The organism is Desulfobacter curvatus DSM 3379 (assembly GCF_000373985.1).
In the GTDB taxonomy this organism is placed as follows: Bacteria; Desulfobacterota; Desulfobacteria; order Desulfobacterales; family Desulfobacteraceae; genus Desulfobacter; species Desulfobacter curvatus.
In genome coordinates this window covers 10,153-31,624 of record NZ_KB893046.1, presented here as the reverse complement: position 1 = coordinate 31,624, position 21,472 = coordinate 10,153, and the positions used below count along the sequence as shown (strand labels likewise).

The window sequence follows — 21,472 nt, the reverse complement described above, 5'->3', positions numbered from 1 at the left end:
TTCGTTGTGTGCCGAACCACGATCAAAGACCAAGGACGGTCCGTGACCGTTTATATCAACGATATAAACATAACGCACTCCCTGGAAAAAGCAATCAAACCTGCAAAAAAACAGACAACACCTTGGACTGTAACGAATTTTATCGGCCGACAGACAATTGAATTGGAATTTACTATGGTAATGGTAGGTGGGATATCAGACACACCGCAAAAAACGGTGCCTTTAAGGGGTGTCGACGAACAAAAAAAACAAGCAAAATTAGAAAACCGTTTTACCCAGCCCCTTACGCTTCAGTGTCAGAGCGTTTCCTTTTTTTATACCAATCATACCTCTTATACAACTTGTCCATGCATGCAGGGCATAGACCATGGGTAAAGGTCAGATGAGAGTGAGCCTCAAGATAGCTGTCCACATCATTCCAGAACCCCTTATCATCCCGGATTTTCTTGCAATGTGAACACATGGGCAAAAGGCCGCGCAGGGTTTTAAGTTCGATATGGGTTTTTATGCGGGCCAGAAGTTCAGCCGAATGAAAGGGTTTGGTTACATAATCAACCCCGCCCACATCAAACCCCCTTACAATATCCTGGGCATCAGACTTGGCCGTTAAAAAAATCACCGGAATATTGTGGGTGGGAAATTCGGCCTTCAACTTTTCACAGACCTCATACCCATCCATTTCCGGCATCATGACATCTAAAAGGATGAGATCCGGGAATTCAGATTTAACAAACGTCAGTGCCTGGCCCCCGCTCTGGGCCATGGCTACTTCATATCCATTATTCGAAAGCAGCTTTCCAAGGAATTGAAGATTCTGAGGTTTGTCGTCCACTGTCAAAATGAGACTTTTATTGACCATGGTGATGCTCCAGGAATAACCTTATGAATTAATCACAGTTGCAATTTCCGCAACAGCCGGAATCGCAGCCACCGCCTTTGGTGCCACAGCTGCTTGCCGGGGGTTCCAGCCCGGTTTCAGCAATGGTGATATCAAAAATCAGGGTTTTACCTGCCAGAAAATGGTTCACGTCCATGGTGACACTTGTCTCGCTTATACTTGCCACCCGCGCGGGCACCGGCTGACCTGCCGGGTTCTGGAGCTGAAGCTCAAGGCCTTCTGTCAGGGCCATCTCCGGGGGGAACTGGGCCCTTGGGATGTCCACCATGGCATTCTCGTCTCTTGGGCCGTATCCCATTTCAGGCGGAATGGTTACGGTTTTTGATTCCCCTTTTTTCATGCCGATGACGGCCTGGTCAAAGCCTTTAATCAGCATGCCCGTATCAACGGTAAAGGTCAGTGGCTGTCTGCCCTCTGAGGAGTCAAACACGTCTCCGTTTTCTAATTTTCCCGTATAATCCACGGCAATGGTGTCCCCTGATTTAATTGCTTCTGTCATAAAACTTTTCCTTCCGGCCGGTGGCAGTTCCGACCGTTATGGTGATTTTTCCGAAAGCTTTTTGTCCGGAAAATAATAACCATCCTTTTTTGAGGATGGTTTAAACAAAATGAGTTGAAATCATAGGGGAAAAACGAAAAGATGTCCAAAAGTATTTTAAAATTTGATGTTTTCCGTTGAATGAAATGTGGTATGGTCAGACAAAAATTACTAAAATCAAGGATAATACCATGGAACTTTTGAAAATTATTGCAGCAATCATTCTTCCGCCGGTGGGTGTGTTTTTCCAGGTCGGCATTGGAATGCATTTCTGGTTGAATATTCTTTTAACCCTTCTTGGCTACATTCCGGGAATCGTGCATGCCATCTGGGTAATAGCCAAAAACAAATAATTTTTTTGAGCAGAAGTCACCCGCCTGCGGCGTTACAAAACAAATCTCAATCCTCACAGCCATTAGGCCTGCTTCGGTTGAGATTTGCTTTGCGCCTTGCATCCGAACGGGTTTACCCCATGAACGGATAGCCGTAATTTACGGGGGGTACCAAGGTCTCCTTGATGGTCCGGGGAGATGCCCAGCGGATCAAGTTCAAATAGGAGCCTGCTTTATCGTTTGTGCCACTTTTGCGAGCCCCGCCAAAGGGCTGCTGGCCGACCACGGCGCCTGTGGGTTTATCATTAATGTAAAAATTTCCGGCGGTGTGGGTCAACCGGGCCGTCAGGGCATGGACCATTTCGCGGTCCCGGGCAAAAACAGCGCCGGTCAAGGCATATGGGCTTGTGTTGTCCAGGATGTCCAGGGTGGCGTGAAAATCATTATTGTCATAGACATAAACGGTCAGCACCGGTCCGAAGATCTCTTCGGCCATGGATTCATAATCCGGTCGTTTAGCCAGGATCACGGTGGGGTGAACAAAATAGCCCTTGGACTTATCCCGCTGACCGCCGATGATCACTTCGGCATCAGAAGATGCTTGTGCCCGTGAAATATAACCGTCGATGTTGTCGAAGGATTTTTCATCAATCACGGCATTCACAAAATTTGTGAAATCAGTCACTGGCCCCACCTTGATTTCAGCTATTTTTTCTTTGAGCTGATCCTGGACTTCCGGCCACAGAGAAGCAGGTACATAGAGGCGGGAGCATGCAGAGCATTTCTGCCCCTGGAACTCAAAGGCGCCCCGGATGATGCCTGTGACCAGTTCATCCACATCGGCGCTGGCATGGGCAAAAATATAGTCCTTACCCCCGGTTTCACCCACAATTCTGGGGTAGGAAACGTAGGTTTCAATGTTTTCGGCTGCTTTTTTCCAAAGATTCTGGAAAACTGCTGTGGAGCCGGTGAAGTGCATGCCGGCAAAATACTTGTGGGCGAACAGAATATCGCCGGTCTGGGAACCATAACCCGGGATAAAATTAATAACACCGTCGGGTAGGCCTGCTTCCTTAAGGATCCGCATCACATAGTAGTTGGACAGAACAGCCGTGGTGGAAGGTTTCCACACAACGGTATTGCCCATCATGGCAGGCGATGTGGGCAGGTTGACGGCAATGGCGGTAAAGTTAAACGGGGTCAGCGCGAGAACAAATCCTTCCAGGGGACGGTATTCCAGCCGGTTGTAAACGCCTTTTTCGCTGAACGGCTGGTTGGCGTAGATCTCTTCCATGTAGCTGACATTGAAGCGCAAAAAGTCCACCAACTCGCAGGTGGCGTCAATTTCGGCCTGGAAGGCGTTTTTAGACTGGCCCAGCATGGTTGCCGCATTAATTTTGGCCGAATATTTCCGGGAGATCAAATCCGCGGCCTTCAAAAAGACAGCCGCACGGTCCTGCCAGTCCATGGTCTCCCAGGCCGCTTTTGCTGACAATGCTGCGTCCACAGCCGCCTTGATCTCTTTTTCACCTGTCATATGCACCTTACCCAGCACATGACCGTGGTCATGGGGGCAAACCACATCACGGACATCACCGGTTTTAATCTCTTCACCATTGATAATCACTGGAATTTCAACCCGGTCCGCCATCTGGCGGCCAAGCTCTGCGGACAATGCGCCGCGTTCCGGGCTGCCCGGTGCATACATCTTGACAGGTTCATTATAGGGTTTGGGGATGGTAAATACGCTGTTTGTCATTTTATAACTCCTTTTTTTAAAACTACTTGCTGCTAGCCGATATTGAATTCAATACCCTGGGCCAGCGGCAACTTCTTTCCCCAGTTAATGGTGTTGGTCTGACGTCTCATGTACCCTTTCCACGCATCTGACCCGGATTCACGCCCGCCGCCGGTTTCTTTTTCTCCGCCGAATGCGCCGCCGATTTCAGCACCGGAAGTACCGATGTTCACGTTGGCAATACCGCAGTCAGAACCTCTGTGCGACAAGAACCTTTCCTGGTACTGCAGGGTAGTTGTAAAAATTGCGGAAGAAAGCCCCTGGGGCACGTCATTATGCAATTCAAGAGCCTGATCAAACGAGTTGTATTCAATGATGTACAAGATGGGCGCAAAGGTTTCACTCCGGACAATGGGGAAATCATTTTTCACTTCAGCCACCGCAGGACGCACATAATGGCCGCCTTCACACCCTTCTACAGAGACCCGATCACCGCCGTAAATCACCTTTCCTCCGGAAGATTTGACCGCGTTCAAAGCCTTTTCCATGGCAAGGACAGCGCCTTCGTCAATCAGCGGTCCCATGAGGGTATCGTTGTCCAGCGGGTTGCCGACCTTGACCTGTTTGTAGGCACGGACCAAATTGTTGACAAAGAATTCTTTTACCGAAGCGTGAATGATGATCCTGCGGGTAGAGGTGCAGCGCTGTCCGGCAGTGCCCACGGCACCGAACAGGGTAGCCCGAAGGGCCATGTCCATGTCCGCATCTTCGGTGACGATAATGGCATTGTTGCCGCCAAGTTCAAGCAGGGAGCGTCCTAAACGGCCGCCGACCACTTCGCCCACATGTTTACCCATGGCAGTGGATCCTGTGGCGGAAATCAAAGGAATGCGTTTGTCATGGAGCATGGGTTCACCCACATCATCTCTGGAGCCGATGATCATATTGAAAACACCCTCAACACCGTATTTGTCAACCACAGGCGCAAGGATGTTCTGGACGGCGATACTGGTCAAAGGCACCTTTGAGCTGGGTTTGAACAAAATCGCATCACCACAGACAGAAGCAATTAAACTGTTCCATGACCATGGCGCCACAGGAAAATTAAACGCAGTGATCAGCCCGACAATGCCCAGGGGGTGCCATTGTTCATACATCCGGTGTTCAGGCCGTTCGGAATGCATGGTCAGGCCATACAGTTGACGGCTCAGGCCCGTGGCGAAATCGGCAATATCGATCATCTCCTGGACCTCGCCTTCACCTTCGGCTCGTATCTTACCGACTTCAAGGGCGATCAGGGCACCTAAGGCCTTTTTATTTGCCCGTAACGCATTACCGATTTCACGAACCACCTCGCCGCGCCGGGGAGCGGGCATCATACGAAAAGTTTTAAATGCGGCCTGGGCTTTTTCCATCACCTCATCATAGTCCTTTTTTTCAGCCATCGAAACCCTGGCAATGGGCTTGCCGTTGATGGGAGAATAGGAAACAAGCTCTTTTCCCTTTGTTTTAAGCCAGCCATTGCTGCCACCGGTTGTGGCACCGGAATTGACGGATTTAACCCCAAGGGCATCAAGGATCTGTTTCACTTCTGCATTAAATGCGTCGCTCATATAAATCACCTCCTGATAATATTTACAGCTTAAACCTTCCGACCATCTCTTTAAGATTTTCCGCAAGTTTAGATAATTCCAAAACATTTTCATTGATGTGTTTAGTGCCGGCTGTGATTTCGTCTGCAGACCGGCTGACCTGGTGGACATCCTGGGCGACCTCGGCTGCCACGGTGGACGTCTGGTTGACATTCTCATTGACCTCCTGAACACCAGTGGCTGCCTGGCTGACATTACTGGAGATCTCCTGGGTTGTGGCAGACTGCTCTTCAATGGCAGAGGCAACTGATGTGACAATTGAATTAATATCGTCAATGATTTCAACAATTGCCTTTATCGCTGTTACAGATTCCGTGGTTGTTGCCTGAACCTCGCCGATTTTCAAACCGATTTCGTCTGTCGCTTGGGCTGTCTGCTTTGCAAGTTCCTTAATTTCACCGGCAACAACAGCAAACCCCTTACCGGCTTCTCCGGCTCTGGCGGCCTCTATGGTTGCATTCAGCGCCAAAAGATTGGTCTGTTCGGAAATATCGGCTATGGTTTCGGTCACCTTGCTGATTTCCGTTGCTGCCCGGCCTAACGCATCTACTTTTCCGGAAATATGTTCGGCTTTTTCAACGGCCTGGGTCGTTGTCTGGCTTCCTTTGGCGGTATTGGCTGAAATCTCATTGATCGTTGCGGACATCTCTTCTGCGGCGGCGACAATCATCTGCAGGTTGGCACTTGTCTGCTCTGTGGCGGCTGCCACGCTGTTCATGGCCGTTTCCATCTCTTCTACGGCCGAAGAAACGTTATTCGCTTTCTGGGAAGACTGTTCCGCACCGGATGTCATCTGCCGGGACACGTCCGACAGTTCCGTGGAAGACGATGTCAACATCTGAACCCCTTGTGAAATGTCCCCAAACATATTTTTCAAATTGTCAGTCATTTGCTTCATACTGGCATACACACCACAGAGCTGTTTTCCGTTATTTTTGAATTCATATGTAAGATCACCGGCCGCAATCCGGTCGGCCACGTTAGCGATTTCAGACGGGTCTTTTCCCAGAAGCGCCATAATGCCTTTAACAAACCACAAGACCGCCACAATTGTCAGGACCAGAAATATGCAACCCGCAGCAAGAACCATGTTGCGAATCGAAACCACAGGCGATAGAAACTCCGATTCATTCTGAGTGACCACAATGCTCCAGCCTGTGGCAGGAACAGGTGCAAAACCGGCAATCTTATTAATCCCTTTGAAAAAATATTTTTCAACACCTGTTTCCTGGGCCAGCGATCTCTTGGCGATGTCCTTCATCCCTTTAAGGGTCGTTATATTCAACTTGTAAATATAATCTTTCACAGGATGATAGATAAAAAGTCCGTCATTACCCACCATAAACGGATAACCTGTTTCGCCGATTTTCGTTTGGGCAATTTTTTCGGTAAAAGCCGCCAGTTTTACAACCGATCCCAAAATACCGGCAAACGCCCCGGAACTGTCCTGCAAAGGAACAGCAATGACAAAAACAGAATCCCCGCTAACCTTTGAAATAACCGGTTCACTTATAGTGATCTTGCCGGATTTAGCAAACTGAAAATATTTCCTTTCAGACACATTTATTTTTTTCTGTCCGGATTCGTCATGGCCGGTAGCGAGAACAAGGACAAGGCCGGATGAATTCGTAATAATAATATTATCGTAATTTTTTTTGATCTTTTGATATACATCTGAAAGATATGCTTTAACCGCAGATATCTCAGAGAAGCTATTTTCAAAATTTTTAGTCCCGGCTTTATCAAGCATTTTTTGGATCAAGGGCTCCGACGCCATTGTCCGGGCTTTTTCAATTTCCTGTTCCATGTAAAGGTTTGCCATGGTCGCAAGATTTTGTGCGGTGAGCGTTGCTTGTCCCTGTGCAATGTCAACCAGTGCAGAGGAGGATTTGTTTATTGAAAATAGTCCCACGACAACCAGTGGAAGGATTGCTGCCACCACGCCACCAATGATTAATTTTGATCTTAACGTTAATTTTCCCATTCTTATCTCCTCTCATGTAGATTGAACCAGTTTTTAACAGATGTTGGCTTTTTGGGGAGTGCAGGTATTTCGCAACTTAAAGCAAAATATACACCAACGATTAAACCCATTGAATTTACTTATAAAATAATACAAACAATTCCTATTAATTAAAAATATTAATTTTATATAAAATTTATATAAAAAATAGAATTTGTTTATTTCCAAAACGTCAGGGGAGGCCGGTTACTGATAGGAACCAAATCCGGGAAGATTATATTTATTGAGCAATGCGTATAACCGAGCCTGGGAGACGCCTGATAACCGGCAGGCGGTTTTCCTGTCACCTCCGGCCTTTTTCATTAAACGGGTCAGGTAATTTTTTTCCAGCTGTTCCCGACAGGCATTCAGCGAAGGAAAGTCTGTATCACTGTCCAGGGCATCGTTGGCCATTGCCTGAGTATCTTGCTGCTGAACGGCGGAAAATGACTCAAACGTTAATGTGGAAAGCCTGTAATTGGGCGGAAGGTGTTTGGGCACCAGGGTTGGATCGCTTCCGGCTGACGCCAGTGTGTACTCCAGAACGTTGAGCAGTTCCCTGATATTACCGGGCCAGGGGTTTGACATCAGTGTTTCAAACAACGTCTTGGATATCGCCTTGGGCTCAAGATTATATCTGTTTGAAAGCTCATGAACCTTTTTTAAAACAATTTCTTCAATATCGTTTCCCCTGTCGCGCAGTGCCGGCAGATGAATTTCCATGGCCCTTATCCGATACAGAAAATCCTCCCTGAAGAGATTCTCTTTGACCAGTTGATCAAGGTTGAGGTTTGTGGCGGAAATCAGACGGATATCCACTTTTATCTCTTTTTTCCCCCCAAGGCGGCGAACAGACCGCTCCTGGAGGGTCCTTAACAATGCTTTCTGGATTGACAGGGGCAAATCGCCGACTTCATCAAGCATCAAGGTGCCGCCGTCCGCCTGGACAATCAAACCGTCCTGTTTGTATACGGCACCTGTAAACGCGCCTTTTTCATGCCCGAAAAGGGTGCTTTCAATCAAAGATTCCGTCAAAGAAGCGCAGTCAACCGCCACAAATGGTTTTGACGCCCGTTTGCTGTTTTCATGGATCGCTTTGGAAAACAACTCCTTACCGGTTCCGGTTTCCCCTGTTACCAGGACCCCGGCGTCGGTTGAGGCGGCTTTGCCCACTTCATCCAAACATCTTTTCAGGGCAGGGGATTCCCCGATAATTTTTGACCGTTTCAGAATGACCAGTTCAGGCGATGAAAGCTTCTCCTTTCGATAGTGCAGGGCCCTTTGAATGGGAAGGCTGACATCATCAAGGCGAAATGGTTTTTGCACAAAATCCCAGGCACCGTTTTTAAATGCAATCTCAGCTCCCCTGGCATCGCCGGTACCGGTAATAATTATTATTTCCGGAGCAGAAGGCAACGCGACAAGATCAGGCATAATATCCAGCCCATTGCCGTCCGGCAGTTCAAGATCAAGCAAAATGATGTCAAAATCTTTTTGGCTGCTCAATGCCTTTGCTTCTTTTACGCTTTTGGCCGTAAAAGTTTCACAACCCATCTTTGCAAGAAGGGTTTCAAAAAACAGGCGAATGTTCTGGTCATCATCAATAATCAGTACACGAAACATAGGAACCTTTTTATTCTTTTTCGTTCATCGCTTTTGCAATGGTTAATGACAGCTCACCGGACGTCATGGGCTTCATCACCATATTTGCAATACCAGCATTCCGGCATTTCTCTTCTGTCAGGCCTTGACTGAATCCTGTGGCTAATACAACGGCAATCTCCGGATTGATCTCTTTTATTTGTTTTGCCAGCTCAAAACCGTCCAGATGGGGCATTGTCATATCGGTCAAGACCAAGTCATAATGTGCCGGATTATTTTTCACATTTTCAATGGCTTTGGTACTATCTGTCTCCATAACAGCGGAATAACCCAGTATGGCCAAAATATCACAGGCGCTTTCGGCAATCTCTTTTTCATCATCAACCACCAGGATATTGCCCTGGCCTTTTTTTAGGCCGGTATTTACGTCTGTTTCAGCCGATTCAGCACGATCATGCTCCGGCAATAGAATTCTGAACGTTGTCCCAACCTCGATTTCACTGTAAACCGATATTGTGCCGCTCATCTCTTTTATGATCCCATATACTGTAGCCAGTCCCATCCCGGTCCCTTCTCCACGCCCTTTGGTCGTAAAAAAAGGTTCAAAAATCCGGTTAAGGTATTTTTTATGAATGCCGCATCCGGTATCAGAGATAACCAGTTCAATAAATTCCCCCGCAGAAATCTTCCCTAAAAACCCGGTCTGGGTGTCATCAAGTTTAACCCGGTCCAAAATCACCTCCAGAACCCCGCCGTGATCTTTCATTGCGTAGCCGGCGTTTGTAAAAAGGCCCATAAGCACCTGATATATCTGGGTTGCATCACCAAATACCCACCCCTGTTCAAGCCTTAAGTCATGTTGAATGTCGATACCGGCCGGCAGGGAAGCACGTATGAACTTTAGTAATTCCTTAATAATCGGCTTAATATCGGTGGGCTGTTTTTCAACCTCGGCGTTTCTGCTGAACGTTAAAATCTGCTTGACCAAATCCCTGGCCCTCAGGCTGGAAGACGAGACCCGGCTCAGATACGTTTCCAGTGTCTGGTTGCCTTTTGCTTCATGCATTGCAAGATCGGTAAAGCCCATCACGCCTGAAAGGATGTTATTAAAATCATGGGCAATACCACCGGCCAAGACCCCAATGGCCTCCATTTTTCTTGCCTGATCAAGATGCTGCTGGAGTCTTTCCCGCTCTTCATCCGCCCGTATCCGGTCTGAAATATCCTGAAGCGCACCTACGGCGCGGGTAATTTTTCCGGTATCATCCCTAACGGCCTCTCCGGTGACATGGACCCAGCGGCGGCGTCCTTTGGCCGTGATGATTTCGAACTCTTCATCAAGGCTTTGACCTTCACCAACACACCGGTGGCAGGCGTTCAGAATTTTTTCCTGCCACTCGGGGGCGATAAAACGCTCCACATCGCCAAACGTAGGGGGGGAAGAGGAGTGCCTTTCATGGATGGCATTCATTTCATCCGACCATATGATTGCCTGGCTTTTAATATCAACACTCCAGGCGCCGACTTTTGCAATTCGCCCTGCCTCGCGCATCAGTTCCGTAGTCAGCTGCAACGCTTCATCGGCACGTTTACGATCCGAGATATCCCTGAAGATTCCTAATATTGCGTCAGATTCGCCCTGTTCATTTCGCAAAAAACCGGCCGAAATTTCCACCCAAATCGTCGTACCGCCCTTTTTGATTAATTCCAGCTCAAAAACCGTTAACCGATTTAGATCCACATCGCCGTCAAATTCTTCGTCAAGCTCTTCGGCTATAATTGCAGGAATCTGTTTTAATGAATCCTCGGTCACATAATCCTTCATTTCCAAACCCAAAAACTGGGCAGGCGTGTATCCCAAAAGGGATTCCATTGACGGGCTGACATAACTAAATATTAAATCCGGAAACTGCAAAATCCAGATCGTATCTGCGGCATTGTCCGCGAGCAACCGATATCTTTCTTCACTCTTTTTTAGTTCGATTTCAGCTTTTTTCCCCTGCAGTATTTTCCACATCCCATCCATCATCAAATGCAGCTGGCGAATGTCTGAGTCGTTATAGTTCTCTTTTTTATTTCCCACATTGATCAATGCCACGATTTTATCATTTTCAAAGGCCGGGGCACTCATTACCCGGTTAATTTTGACATTGTCCCGGCAAACTTTATGTTTGGAAAGCGGAGCGTAATTTTCATAATCGTTAATCACCAATACAGAGCCTGATTTTTCAACTTCAGCCCAAAGACCGGTCTCTCTTATCTTACAGGGCAATCCGTCGCCGCAGTCTGTTTCGTTCACGGATTCTTTGGGCCAAAGGTGCATGGTCAATTGGGCCTGATCTTTATTTAAAAAGGATAGACACCCAAATTCGCTTTGGGTTAACCGGCAGGCTTCCTCCAAAGCAAATTCTGCAAGGGCGTTGATGGATTCTTCGGTCATCTGGCTTAGCTCAAGCAGTTTTTTCAAGCGCAGCTTATCCAACTTTCTTTCGGTTGCAGCCTGTCTGTTCTGCCGTTCGATTCGGATAACCAATCTTGTAATATAAACAGAGACAAGGATTGTAAAAATAAGAATGCCAAGACAAATATTTATAAACCCTTTGGGAATAAAAAGAAAAAAAAGAGTCAAAATGAAAATAAGGTGCGTGGCATATAACGGTATAAGAATTCTAAGAGAACCGGATATTTTTTCCTCCGTTACAAGCCCACCAATAGACTTAAAATTATTTTTCTCATTAATATCGTGATTCAATCCATCTCTCCAAAACCGATAAATAAATTACCGTCCTTCGAGCGGGCTGTTAGCCGCTATCAGTTAGAAAATGGAAATTCTTAGACGATTAAATTATTTTAACATGTTAATTTATTACGTCAACAAACGAAAACCTGATGAAAAATCAGTTTAGCAAAAAAGCAGGACAACTGGTATGGAAAAACTGAAAACGAATATCTCTTGACAGGATACGGGCCCATCCTGTAAGAAAATATCGCTTACAATAAGGAGGTTTTATGTTAAAGAAATCATTGGAGATTGTATCAAACGCTGCCGACAAGGGGACAAGGATTAAGGCGGCTGTTTGATATTATGTTGGAAACAAAACCGTTCCACTTAAAGCTAAAGTGCTTTAACCAACTCTTTTTCCCCTGCGGAATTCAAAATTGAATATCCGCTGTTCTCATTTTCTTTTCTGTCGGCAGCGACACGTTATTAAAATTTTATCGCAGTATTTGCAGCCGGAAGGTCGGCCTGTACGGTCGCCATGTAAACTTAAAATTGAAGACAGGCAGGATATAATAATGAGCAACAAAAATTCATCACAACAAGACAATAGTTTTAAACATCTTTCCCATTTGGGCTGGACATCCCATTTCCGGGCACAGCTTGAACGTATTGACAATAAATCTCTCATCCCGGCCCGGGTGACCGGGGTCAGGAAAAGATATTTTTTTATCAATGACGGCAAAGAAGAGATCCTGGCAACCTCGGCGGGAAAACTTCAACAGGAGAGCAGCAGCACATACCCGGTGGTCGGCGACTGGGTTATGGTCAGACAAACAGCGATCGAAGGGATATTGCCGCGAAAAAATGCACTGACCAGGGGTGCGGCAGGCATGCACAACAAAAAATCGGGCGAGTACAGGGAGCAGACAATCGCGGCCAATCTTGACAGTGTATTCATAGTTACCGGCCTTGACCGGGATTTTAATCTGCGCCGTATTGAGCGCTACCTGACCCTGGTCTATAATTGCGGACTAACCCCGGTAATCATCCTGACAAAGGCGGATCTTCACAAGGACCCCGAGCATTTTGTAAACGAAGCCGAATCCATCGCATTCGGCGTTCCCGTACATCTGGTATCTGCGTTTAATGATTCAGGGCTTTCCGAACTGACACCCTATCTGGCCCATGGCCGGACCAGCGTCATGGTAGGCTCTTCGGGTACAGGGAAATCTACCCTGATCAACCGGCTGTGCGGTGAAACCGTCCAGACCACCGGCGAAGTCAGCGCCAGTGTGGGAAAGGGGACGCACACCACCACGTCCCGGGACCTGATCATGATGCCCCAGGGCGGAATGATCATTGACAATCCGGGCATCCGTGAAATCAGTTTCTGGGAAATTGACCAGGGGGTTGAATCCACCTTTCCGGAAATAGAAGAGTTCGCGGCCGGATGCCGTTTTTCAGACTGCACCCATACCCACGAGCCCGGCTGCCGGGTTCTCCAAGCCATCCAGGACGGAGAGTTGACCGAAGCCAGATTTGAAAACTACCTCAAAATGAAACGGGAACTGGAATATGTCTCCGCCCGGAAAAACAAAAGTGCCGGTCGTGTGGAAAAGGAGCGGTGGAAAGGGGTGTCCATGAAGATCAAGTCTATCAACAAAAAGAAGTCCTTTTAAGCAAGGTTCTTTTCCAAAAACACACCGCAAAGTGAGAGGTTAGGATTATAGTTCGACTTCTGGCCTCTCATCACAAAAAATTAATTTTCAACAGATTGGCATTCACAAAACAATAACAATGTCAGTTGCGCAAATAATATTTTTGAAGTAAGTAAGAACTAAGAAAATACAAATCTATTAAATTTGGTTCCTTTTATTTATAACAGACCGCTTATTCTATGCTGTAGCGGGAAGGTTCTTTTTAAATCATGTTCTTTGTAAATCACACCGGTCCTTTCGGATTCATAAAACCCTGGACGGCAGTCCGTGACAGTGAAACGCTTAGTCAGCAGTTTTTGACACCATCTATTATTGCCGGCATGGAAAGAAAGCTGTTCCCAGAACTTCTGGCTAAACCTTTCGGGCTTTATAAAATTAGAAGACACAGGTTATCTTATAAACAAATTTCCCATCAGCAGGAACAAATCCAGCCCAGGGGCTGGAATAAATCCAAAAATTGTTATTTCAGAAAAAAATCTATTCTTGTTCGTGGCGTTTTAATTGAGCCCAATCTGCATCTTGGCTTTGAGAACTTAGATGACGCTGAACATGCCGCCCGGCAACACATCTGCCTGTGCCGGAATGAAGATATTCTTTTTCCTGTCAAACCGGTTATTGAAATTACTGAAACAGCGTTTGACACCATGGTAGACGACTTTAACGGATTTGAACTGATCTTTGAAAAAACCGATCAATCATTTCTTGTGGGTTACAACCGTTTTGATCAAAACCGCCCCATGTACGGTTGGCTCAAAACCGTTGGGAATCCTGTAAAGCATATTTGCTGATGGAAGATCCATGTCCCCATATAAAAGCCAAAGGCGCTCCTGAAGAGACCTCTCTATTTACTCATACGTGGCTTGTCTATTCAGCCATCCGAAAATTTGCCGAATGCTTGGATTTTAGTATTGAGACAGCCGGATTAGGTGCAGTCCTTCACGATATCGGGAAAGCCAGTACCATATTTCAGAATAATTTGAAGCCTGGCCGCCGTAAAAAAGCCATTACATTCCGCCATGAAATCGCCTCCTGCTTTTTCATATCTCTGTTCAAAGAAGCGTTGCACCCGCCCATTATTGAGATGGTTATCGCCCACCATAAATCCATAAAAGATGATCATGGAGAAAAAGGACTCCTTGACTTGGAAGAGTACGTCAAAAACCCCTTTAAAGATCATGCTAAAAATTGGAAGGACTGGTATCAGGATGCGGTAAGAATTTTGTCTGCCGTTGGCATTCCTGCCCAGGAAGTTACGATTGACGATGCCTGTAACAATTACCAAAAAGTGGTGGCATTTTGCCGGGAGGCATCTAAAAAAAGAGGATATTCCCCATGGCGGGGGCTGTTAATGGCTGCGGATCATTTTGCATCTGCACTTATTTTAAACACTCCGGTTCGTCTTGATAAGACCTTTATCCCTCCAAATCTAAATTATTTTAACAGGACATCCGATTTATATCCTCTTTCCTTAAAAAAAGCAGATTCAAAAAAACGGCACACCATTGTTGTGGCCTGCACCGGAGCCGGAAAAACAGATTACCTTTTCCGAAGATGTAAAAACAGAGTCTTTTACACCCTGCCTTTCCAGGCATCCATCAATGCCATGTACAACCGGGTAAAATCGGATCTCAAATCATCCAATCCTGATCTTGACATCCGGCTTCTACACGCGGCATCCCGGTTTTCAGTCCTTGATGAATCCAAGGACGAAATCCTTTTGCAAAAGCTCGTGGGAGCAGGCATAAAAATCCTGACACCGTACCAAGTGGCATCCATTATTTTCGCAATTAAAGGCTTTGAATCCCTGATCATCGACATAAGGGGATGCGATGTTATTCTGGATGAAATCCACACCTATAATGGCGTTTCAAAGTCCATGGTCCTGAAAATCGTTGAAGTATTGAATCATCTCAACTGCAGGGTACATATCGGAACAGCAACCATGCCTTCCGTCCTGTATGACAAGCTGATTGACACCCTTGGAAAAGAGAATGTATCTGAAGTCTGTCTTGAAAAAGAAGAGCTTGATCAATTTGACCGCCACCGGCTGCACAAACTGGAATCATGGGAAGATGCTCATTCGATTTTAAACCAGGAATTAAAGAAACATTCAAAAATTCTTTTGATCTGCAACCGGATTGATTCGGCCCAAGCCATATATGACCAGGTAAAAGAACGATACCCTGAAATTCCGTCCATGGCCATCCACAGCCGTTTCAAACGCAAGGACCGACTTGAAAAAGAGATGGATTTAAGAGGGGTAGACGATCAGGGAAATTCTTTGAATAAATACAACACAGGCTCAGGCCCATGCATTGTCTTATCCACCCAGGTGGTGGAAGTCAGTCTGGATATCAGCTTTGATGTGATGGTTACGGAAACAGCTCCCATAGATGCACTGATCCAAAGATTCGGAAGAATCAACCGAAAACGGACCTTAGAAACCATAGGCAAATATAAACCCGTATACATTATTCCGCCGCCTGACACCTCACAAGAAGCCAAGCCCTATGACCTTGAGGTACTAAATAGAACCTTTGAAATCCTCCCAAACGATCAAGTCCTCCACGAGTCTGAATACCAGGAAAAAATTGATCATGTATATCCGGAGCTGGATATCACCGACATTGAGAACCATTCGGCGTTTAAAAAGGACGGAACATGGAACCAGCCCATGCTGACACATAATCACAGGTCTATTCTTTTTGATCTGCTGGAGATTGATAATGCAGCCGCAATTCTGAGTTCAGACGAAACAGATTATAAAGAGGCGTCGCCCGAAGAACAGATGATGATGGAGATTCCGGTTCGGCTGTATTCGGTAAAAGATTTTTCACAATTGAAAGAGGGCAAAAAGCCCTTTATCTTGCCTGATGACGCCTACACGGAAGACAAGGGACTGGATATGGCAAAAGCTCAGGAGCGTATTCAAGATTTATATTTTATCTAAGAAGGCAACTTATGTATTCCACCAATATCGGAAAAACCTTTTTGACGACATTCAACCGGCAATTCAACAAAACAGATTCGGCAAAGGCTTTTTTTAAAAAAGAATTTTTCCCTTTATTCTTTGACCATCCCAAATACATGCTTTGGCATACCAATTCTCCTTTCGTGCAAATGAAAAAAGGACAAAAGCCACATCTTCTCACAGAAGAAGAACGGCTGGAAAAACTAAACAACCTTGCCGAAAAAATAACAGCCGGAGACAGAGATGCCAGTGTCGCAATCGGCTTCCCCGCCTCGGAAGCAAAGGAATTTGCCACTACATCCGGCCTTGTATCTGACATCTCCCAATCCGCCGATGAAGAGGACGTCTACCTGTCCTGGATTGCCGCAGGCCTTGGCATGGGGGTCGCCGGCGGATATTGTATTTTCCTGAATGAACCCGACGTTTTGTTGACCCTTTATAAAGGATGGAAACAATACCGAAATCTGCTCAATGATCCTGCCTTGGGAAATGTCGCGCCAAACAAAATAAACACATGGAACGGACAATGGGTTAACTATTGTTACAGCCATGAGGACGATATACCAATAGACATCCCGGCCTTGTATCGATCTGATATTTTTAAGCAGGAAATAAATAGTGTGTCCATTAACACGGTTAAATGGAGTACGCTTTATTTCAACCTGTCAAAAAAATATCCCGATAAATCCACGACAGGCTACATCTTCAGCCTTGGCCAAACCAACAAAACCTTGGGGTTTATTCCGTTCCATTTTAAACAAGCCCGAAGACTTATAGACTGCTATGAAAATCTTTTTGGTGAAAATGCCGCTCTGGAGGATAAAAACAAATATGAAGCATTATTCGGCGTCCACATAAAAAGGGCCTGCGAATTGGGGATTATCGGCCTGCATGCCCTTCAGCCCCAGGATCTGAAAAAATATTTCATTAAGGGAGCGTTCCCAAACTTTAAAAAGAAAAAGGTTCCTGCGCAAAAAAAGGGCGAGTCGGAAGACGCATATCTGTCGCGGTTAAAAAGCGCGGCTGAAAAGGATAAAGACACCGTAATATTATTTAGAACCTATAAAACATGGTTGGTTGCTATGCTAACAAAAAACAATGAAGAGATCGCCGAGTACTCGGAAGAGATTGCAATAGCGCTTCATGCATACCGGGACAACGGCAGGACAAACGAGAGAAAAAACCGGATTGAAAAAGACCTGCTCACAGCTGCGTCAAAGAAAAAATTTATCAATGAACTAGCGGCCATTGTTCAGGATATTGAAGCAGAGCACTTAAGTCTTATCAAGGATCTTAAAAACAGAATACATCTTATGACTTCGGAGGATTTTGGGTACTTTATTGTTCTTCTCCGGTTTGATTATGCCTACCAAGAAAGAAACAATTAAAATACAGGGAAAAATTATGCATACCATTTATATCAGAACCCTGAAAAGGGCAGAACACACTGTTTTTTGCGTGGCCAACGGCCAAAAGTTTTACTATGATCCCCAGTTTGGTGTCCGGGTTCCATATTCCAGTGGCCAGCAGATAAAAAGATCCATATTAGATGCTCTGGCAAGCGAATTAAACGAAGCTCCCGCGCCAACTACCTTTCTCTTTGATGTGACAAAGAAAAAAGAGATAGGGGAAGGCGAGGTGTTCGGCACTTGCGATCCCTCTCATTTTGACCAGTTGATCGGCGGCTGGATGAAAGCCCAGAAAGGCGGCAAAGACAGAACCATCAAACGCAGAAGCCCTCTTTCCATCTCGGCCATGAGAGCCCTGCATCCTTTGCTTGCAGGAATTGATACGGAAAATATAACCTTTGACCGTAGCGACAGACAGACCAATGAAGTGATTGTAAGAGGTCCGGATAATAATATTCTATCCAAGGAAGAGGTTCTTTCCTTGATTAAAGATAAAGACAGGAGCCTTGTCAGAAAATGGATTCCGGAAAATGCGCGGGCCACTGGTTTTTTTGTCCAGGATATGGCCGTTGATCTACGACGGCTTTTCTGCGTTGCGCTAAATGAGTACGAACCGGAAATCACCCAGGAGACACAAGAAAGCCTCAAGGCCAACGGATGGATTGAATCTGAAAATGTGTTTGGCAAATGTCTTGTTGCGCCTGCAGAATACAGGCAAAAGCTGATTCCGGCCATTGCAAAAGCCATTGTTGACTGGCGCATTACCTCCAACCAGTCAAGAACGTTCAGTCTTATGGAAACGCTTGCTATTTCAATCAGTGAAGACGCCAATAAAATTGCGGGAAGTATCCGGGCCAAGCTAAATCCTGAAAACGAAAGAAAGGCAATTCCTGTTATTGAAGAAAACATGGATGGGGTGGACACCTTTGTAAGTCTTGCTGCCGGGAGTTACCTGATTACCAATTCTGAATCAGCAGAAGCCATGGAAAATGCCAAACAGCTCATATCTGGAAAAATTCAGGCCTTTGACTTTGAAAATCAGATACCAGCTTAAAGACGCCAATTAACAGCCAAGGGCTGATTGTCTGCCCTAAACCTATTGAGGAGGCACTTTGCCGTGCGTATCAAAATAACAGCCACAACAGACCGGCCCGCATCCTTTCCGTTTAATTACCAATACCCGCTTCAGGCCGCCATTTACGCACTGATTCGGGAATCATCATCGGATTATTCAACATTTCTCCACGAACAGGGTTATATTAAGGACGGCATTGACCGGACATTTAAATTTTTTACATTCTCAAAGCTTAAATTCAGCCCTAAATTAAGGGGAAAAACCGGATTTGACAATGTCCGCCAAATTGAATTCATTTTTTCCACCATTGTGGAAGAAAGCTTGCGTCATATGATTTTAGGCATTTTTTCCGACCGGGAAATGCATCTTAGGATAAATGGCAAGGGGCTTAAGTTGACCATTGTCAATGTGGATGTTCTGGAAGACCTTGTGTTTTCAGGCAAAGAAAAATTTATCTGCCTTTCTCCCATTGCCGTGTCAACCATGATTGAAAATGATAAAGGCAGAAAGGTGCCCCATTTTCTCAATTATATGGTCCCCGGGGAAAGAGACCGGTTTGCTGAAAACATAAAGAAGAACCTGATCAATAAATATGAGACCCTGCATAATGCCCCGTATGATAAAAAGGAACACCATTTCTCCTTCCATTTTGACCCGGCTTATATTGCAAAGAAGAACGGGACCATCTCCAAACTGATCAGTTTTAAAAACGACATCAAAATCAAGGCCATGGAAGCCCCTTTTACCGTGGAAGCCGATCCGGACCTGATTAAGATCGGGTATGAATGCGGATGGGGAGAAAAAAACAGCGCCGGATTCGGCTGCACTGAACAAATAAGAAGATAGCACAGGAAAACAATTGAAAGCACTTGATTACACAGGAACCCAGGTAAACTACTTTTTTGTCTGCCGGCGCAAACTGTGGCTGTTCACCCGGGATATCAGATTTGAAAATGAGAACGAGTATGTCCAGTTGGGCCGCCTCATAGACGAGTATTCCTATACCAGGAAAAAAAAGCAGATTGAGATCGGTAATATCAAAATTGATTTTCTGGACAACAAGCAGGGCATTATCCACGAGGTTAAGAAATCCAGAAAAATTGAAAAAGCGCATATTTGGCAGGTGAAATATTATCTGTACTGGCTCAAATCCCATGGCATCGAACATATAACAGGGGAAATCGATTATCCCAAACTAAAGAAAAAAGAAGTTATTTCCCTGACAGAAAAGGATCTTGAGGCCTTTGAAGACATCTTTACTCAAATGAAAACCATTCTTGACAGGGATCTTCCCCCGGAAACCATTAACAGGCCCTTTTGTAAAAAATGCGCTTATTTTGAATTTTGCTATGTTTAGGAACTTCCTATGAAACAACCTTTATATTTATTCACAAACTCCACTGTAAAACGCAAGGATAATACACTTCGCATCGAAACCAGCGAAAACAAAATCGACAGGCCCATTGAAACATTAAGCGAAATTTACCTGTTCGGCGAGCACTCACTGAACACCAAACTGCTCAATTTTCTTTCCCAGAATAAAATACCGGTCCACATTTTTAACTACTACGGCTTTTATTCAGGCACCTTTTTCCCCAGGGAGGTATACTTATCCGGCCATGTGACGGTTCAGCAGGCCGCCCATTACCTTGACCCGGAAAAAAGGATAGCCATTGCCCATAAATTCATTGATGCGGCCGCGTCCAATATCCTCTCCAATCTGGGCTATTATAAAAACAGAGGCAGAGAAATAGAAAAACAAATTGACAGTATCAAAACCTTAAAAAAACAACTTGCCCTTGCGCCGAGCCCCATGGAGCTTATGGGCTTTGAAGGAAACATCCGCGACCTTTACTATTCTGCATTCAACAGTATCATAACGCAGGATTATGATTTCGAAAAAAGAGTCTACCATCCCCCGGATAATTTTATGAATGCCATCATCTCATTCGGTAACTCCCTTGTTTACACAACTGTGCTGTCCGAAATCTACAGAACCCAACTGGACCCCACGATCAGCTTTCTCCATGAACCGGGATATAGAAGGTACTCCCTGGCCCTGGACCTGGCAGAAATTTTCAAACCCATATTGGCGGACCGGCTTATATTCACCATGCTTAACAAAGGGGAATTATCCGAAAAGGATGCAGACCAAAACCTGAACCACTGTTATCTCAAGGATACGGGAAGGAAAAAATTCTTACGGAAATACGATGAACGACTGCGAAAAACAATTAAGCATAAAACCCTGAACAAACAGGTCTCCTACAAACGATTAATCCGTTTGGATTGTTACAAACTGGTCAAGCATATTATTGGGGAAGCCAAGTACTCGGGCTTTAAAATGTGGTGGTAGCATGTACATTATAGCCATATATGACATCAATACCGAAACCCGGGAAGGCCGCCGGGCTCTCAACAAGATTTTCAAGCTGATGAAGAAATATCTTATCCATATCCAGAAATCGGTTTTTGAAGGAGAATTAACAAAGGCCCAGTTCCAAAAAATGAAGTTGGAGGTGATGCAAATTATTGATCCGGACTGCGATTCCGTTATATATTTTTCAAGCCGTGACAGCCGATGGCTGGATAAGGAAGTTCACGGCCTCGGTAAAGATGCCACAGACAATTTCATTTAACGAACCCGGCTCTTTGACAATTCGCAAATTTTCATTTTCCGTCGTTCTCCCGGGAAAAAAGCACTATCCCCAATCGACGGAAAAAATCAGACGAAATTTAATATAACCACATGAAAATATAGCATTAAAAAATGCCTTTTAATCAGACCAACGTGGAATTGAAACCGCGTTGATGG

General features: G+C 45.4%; 17 protein-coding genes. 10 read left to right on the top strand and 7 right to left on the bottom strand.

What is annotated here, in order from left to right:
* Positions 1-283: 283 nt before the first annotated feature.
* A complete protein-coding gene (locus tag B147_RS0110460) occupies positions 284-859 on the bottom strand; it encodes a response regulator (protein WP_020587150.1) in 576 nt (191 codons plus the stop codon).
* Between the two features lie 28 nt (positions 860-887).
* Positions 888-1,397: an FKBP-type peptidyl-prolyl cis-trans isomerase gene (locus B147_RS0110455; RefSeq protein ID WP_020587149.1), complete on the bottom strand. Its 510-nt coding sequence runs from the start codon at positions 1,395-1,397 to the stop codon at positions 888-890.
* Positions 1,398-1,627: 230 nt separating this feature from the next.
* Between B147_RS0110455 and B147_RS31160 the strand changes: the two genes are divergently transcribed.
* Positions 1,628-1,789: a YqaE/Pmp3 family membrane protein gene (locus B147_RS31160; protein ID WP_020587147.1), complete on the top strand. Its 162-nt coding sequence runs from the start codon at positions 1,628-1,630 to the stop codon at positions 1,787-1,789.
* A 112-nt stretch (positions 1,790-1,901) separates the two neighbouring features.
* Here B147_RS31160 and pruA read toward each other — a convergent pair whose 3' ends face one another.
* The 5 genes from pruA to B147_RS30250 form a co-directional block, all read right to left on the bottom strand.
* Entirely contained in the window at positions 1,902-3,527 is a 1,626-nt protein-coding gene (pruA, locus tag B147_RS0110440; protein ID WP_020587146.1) for an L-glutamate gamma-semialdehyde dehydrogenase, read from the bottom strand.
* Between the two features lie 32 nt (positions 3,528-3,559).
* On the bottom strand, positions 3,560-5,119 hold the full coding sequence (gene amaB / locus B147_RS0110435; protein WP_020587145.1) for an L-piperidine-6-carboxylate dehydrogenase: 1,560 nt from the start codon (positions 5,117-5,119) through the stop codon (positions 3,560-3,562).
* A gap of 22 nt (positions 5,120-5,141) precedes the next feature.
* Positions 5,142-7,142, bottom strand: coding sequence for a methyl-accepting chemotaxis protein (locus B147_RS0110430; RefSeq protein WP_020587144.1), 2,001 nt, complete (start codon positions 7,140-7,142; stop codon positions 5,142-5,144).
* 225 nt (positions 7,143-7,367) lie between these two features.
* A complete protein-coding gene (locus B147_RS0110425) occupies positions 7,368-8,783 on the bottom strand; it encodes a sigma-54-dependent transcriptional regulator (RefSeq protein WP_020587143.1) in 1,416 nt (471 codons plus the stop codon).
* A gap of 10 nt (positions 8,784-8,793) precedes the next feature.
* Positions 8,794-11,229 (bottom strand): hybrid sensor histidine kinase/response regulator, encoded by a 2,436-nt coding sequence (locus B147_RS30250; RefSeq protein WP_157237847.1) that lies wholly within the window; start codon positions 11,227-11,229, stop codon positions 8,794-8,796.
* Positions 11,230-12,059: 830 nt separating this feature from the next.
* Here B147_RS30250 and rsgA point away from each other — a divergent pair.
* From rsgA to cas2, 9 genes are all read left to right on the top strand, one after another.
* Positions 12,060-13,163: a ribosome small subunit-dependent GTPase A gene (gene rsgA / locus B147_RS0110415; RefSeq protein ID WP_020587141.1), complete on the top strand. Its 1,104-nt coding sequence runs from the start codon at positions 12,060-12,062 to the stop codon at positions 13,161-13,163.
* Positions 13,164-13,411: 248 nt separating this feature from the next.
* Entirely contained in the window at positions 13,412-13,990 is a 579-nt protein-coding gene (locus tag B147_RS0110410; RefSeq protein ID WP_020587140.1) for a hypothetical protein, read from the top strand.
* Positions 13,990-16,152: a CRISPR-associated helicase/endonuclease Cas3 gene (locus B147_RS0110405; protein WP_020587139.1), complete on the top strand. Its 2,163-nt coding sequence runs from the start codon at positions 13,990-13,992 to the stop codon at positions 16,150-16,152. Before B147_RS0110410 ends, B147_RS0110405 begins: the two co-directional genes overlap by 1 nt.
* 11 nt (positions 16,153-16,163) lie before the next feature.
* Positions 16,164-17,561 carry a hypothetical protein gene (locus tag B147_RS0110400; protein WP_020587138.1) on the top strand — a complete coding sequence of 466 codons (1,398 nt, stop codon included), beginning with the start codon at positions 16,164-16,166 and terminating at the stop codon, positions 17,559-17,561.
* 16 nt (positions 17,562-17,577) lie between these two features.
* Positions 17,578-18,636 carry a hypothetical protein gene (locus B147_RS0110395; RefSeq protein ID WP_026259602.1) on the top strand — a complete coding sequence of 353 codons (1,059 nt, stop codon included), beginning with the start codon at positions 17,578-17,580 and terminating at the stop codon, positions 18,634-18,636.
* 63 nt (positions 18,637-18,699) lie between these two features.
* Positions 18,700-19,503, top strand: coding sequence for a CRISPR-associated endoribonuclease Cas6 (gene cas6 / locus B147_RS0110390; RefSeq protein ID WP_020587136.1), 804 nt, complete (start codon positions 18,700-18,702; stop codon positions 19,501-19,503).
* Positions 19,504-19,516: 13 nt separating this feature from the next.
* The gene (cas4, locus tag B147_RS0110385) at positions 19,517-20,014 is read left to right on the top strand and encodes a CRISPR-associated protein Cas4 (protein ID WP_020587135.1); all 498 of its coding nucleotides are present in this window, start codon (positions 19,517-19,519) and stop codon (positions 20,012-20,014) included.
* A gap of 9 nt (positions 20,015-20,023) precedes the next feature.
* Positions 20,024-21,013, top strand: a complete 990-nt coding sequence (gene cas1b / locus B147_RS0110380; RefSeq protein WP_020587134.1) for a type I-B CRISPR-associated endonuclease Cas1b — start codon at positions 20,024-20,026, stop codon at positions 21,011-21,013.
* A 1-nt stretch (position 21,014) separates the two neighbouring features.
* Positions 21,015-21,296, top strand: coding sequence for a CRISPR-associated endonuclease Cas2 (gene cas2 / locus B147_RS0110375; protein WP_020587133.1), 282 nt, complete (start codon positions 21,015-21,017; stop codon positions 21,294-21,296).
* Positions 21,297-21,472: the final 176 nt, after the last annotated feature.

Bases quoted from the DNA above. Each gene is read 5' to 3' on its own strand.
- B147_RS0110460 (WP_020587150.1), bottom strand. From the start codon at position 859: ATGGTCAATAAAAGTCTCATTTTGACAGTGGACGACAAACCTCAGAAT.
- B147_RS0110455 (WP_020587149.1), bottom strand. From the start codon at position 1,397: ATGACAGAAGCAATTAAATCAGGGGACACCATTGCCGTGGATTATACG.
- B147_RS31160 (WP_020587147.1), top strand. From the start codon at position 1,628: ATGGAACTTTTGAAAATTATTGCAGCAATCATTCTTCCGCCGGTGGGT.
- pruA (WP_020587146.1), bottom strand. From the start codon at position 3,527: ATGACAAACAGCGTATTTACCATCCCCAAACCCTATAATGAACCTGTC.
- amaB (WP_020587145.1), bottom strand. From the start codon at position 5,119: ATGAGCGACGCATTTAATGCAGAAGTGAAACAGATCCTTGATGCCCTT.
- B147_RS0110430 (WP_020587144.1), bottom strand. From the start codon at position 7,142: ATGGGAAAATTAACGTTAAGATCAAAATTAATCATTGGTGGCGTGGTG.
- B147_RS0110425 (WP_020587143.1), bottom strand. From the start codon at position 8,783: ATGTTTCGTGTACTGATTATTGATGATGACCAGAACATTCGCCTGTTT.
- rsgA (WP_020587141.1), top strand. From the start codon at position 12,060: ATGAGCAACAAAAATTCATCACAACAAGACAATAGTTTTAAACATCTT.
- B147_RS0110410 (WP_020587140.1), top strand. From the start codon at position 13,412: ATGTTCTTTGTAAATCACACCGGTCCTTTCGGATTCATAAAACCCTGG.
- B147_RS0110405 (WP_020587139.1), top strand. From the start codon at position 13,990: ATGGAAGATCCATGTCCCCATATAAAAGCCAAAGGCGCTCCTGAAGAG.
- B147_RS0110400 (WP_020587138.1), top strand. From the start codon at position 16,164: ATGTATTCCACCAATATCGGAAAAACCTTTTTGACGACATTCAACCGG.
- B147_RS0110395 (WP_026259602.1), top strand. From the start codon at position 17,578: ATGCATACCATTTATATCAGAACCCTGAAAAGGGCAGAACACACTGTT.
- cas1b (WP_020587134.1), top strand. From the start codon at position 20,024: ATGAAACAACCTTTATATTTATTCACAAACTCCACTGTAAAACGCAAG.
- cas2 (WP_020587133.1), top strand. From the start codon at position 21,015: ATGTACATTATAGCCATATATGACATCAATACCGAAACCCGGGAAGGC.